The sequence below is a fragment of the Streptomyces sp. NPDC051172 genome (assembly GCF_040682555.1).
In the GTDB taxonomy this organism is placed as follows: Bacteria; Actinomycetota; Actinomycetes; order Streptomycetales; family Streptomycetaceae; genus Streptomyces.
In genome coordinates this window covers 1-1,178 of sequence record NZ_JBFBBE010000409.1, presented here as the reverse complement: position 1 = coordinate 1,178, position 1,178 = coordinate 1, and the positions used below count along the sequence as shown (strand labels likewise).

General features: G+C 68.6%; 1 pseudogene. It reads right to left on the bottom strand.

The annotated features are described in order from the left end of the window. A pseudogene (locus AB0N07_RS51520) lies at positions 1-1,178 on the bottom strand (alpha-1,4-glucan--maltose-1-phosphate maltosyltransferase); the annotation flags it as partial.

The following is a 1,178-nucleotide window of genomic DNA, read 5'->3' as shown; positions in this document are numbered from 1 at the left end:
CGTCGGATGGCGTTGAGGCGGGTGATGAGGGGGGTGATGGTGCGGCCTTCGCGTTCGGCGGTCTGCCAGTCGCGCGGGCGCAGCTGGTACTTCTCGGAGTCCAGGTATTCCTCGCTGCCCTCGCGCAGGGGGGTGTTCTCGCACAGTTCGTAGCCGGAGTAGATGCCCCAGGTGGGGGAGAGGGTGGCGGCCAGGATTGCGCGCAGTGCGAAGGCCGGTCGGCCGCCGTGCTGCAGGAAGGCGTGGAGGATGTCGGGGGTGTTGACGAAGAAGTTGGGGCGCATGTAGGCGGCTGCCTCGCCGGAGAGTTCGGTGAGGTAGTCGGTGAGTTCCTGCTTGGTGTTGCGCCAGGTGTAGTAGGTGTAGGACTGCTGGAAGCCGATCTGGGCCAGGGTGTGCATCATGGCGGGGCGGGTGAAGGCCTCGGCGAGGAAGATCACGTCGGGGTCGGCGGCGTTGATCTCCGCGATGACCTTCTCCCAGAAGACGACCGGTTTGGTGTGGGGGTTGTCGACGCGGAAGATCCGCACGCCCAGGTCCATCCACAGGCGCAGGACCCGCAGGGTTTCGGTGATCAGGCCGTCCATGTCGGCGTCGAAGGCGATGGGGTAGATGTCCTGGTACTTCTTGGGCGGGTTCTCGGCGTAGGCGATGGTGCCGTCGGGGCGGTGGTGGAACCACTCGGGGTGTTTGTGGACCCAGGGGTGGTCGGGGGAGCACTGCAGGGCGAAGTCCAGGGCCACTTCCAGGCCGTGTGCCTCGGCCTGGCGGACGAACCAGGCGAAGTCGTCGAGGGTGCCGAGTTTTGGGTGGACGGTGTCGTGGCCGCCTTCGGGGGAGCCGATGGCCCAGGGCACGCCGACGTCGTCGGGGCCGGCGGAGAGGGTGTTGTTGCGGCCTTTGCGGAAGGTGGTGCCGATGGGGTGGATGGGGGGGAGGTAGACGACGTCGAAGCCCATGGCGGCGATCGCGGGGAGGCGGCGGGCGGCGGTGCGGAAGGTGCCGTGTGGCTGGTCGGGGGTGCCTTCGGAGCGGGGGAAGAACTCGTACCAGGCGCCGTACAGGGCGCGTTCGCGTTCCACCAGCAGCGGCAGGGTCTGCGAGGCGGTGACGAACTCCCGCAGCGGATGCCGGGCCAGCACCGCGTCCACCTCCGGCGTCAACGCCGCCGCCAGGCG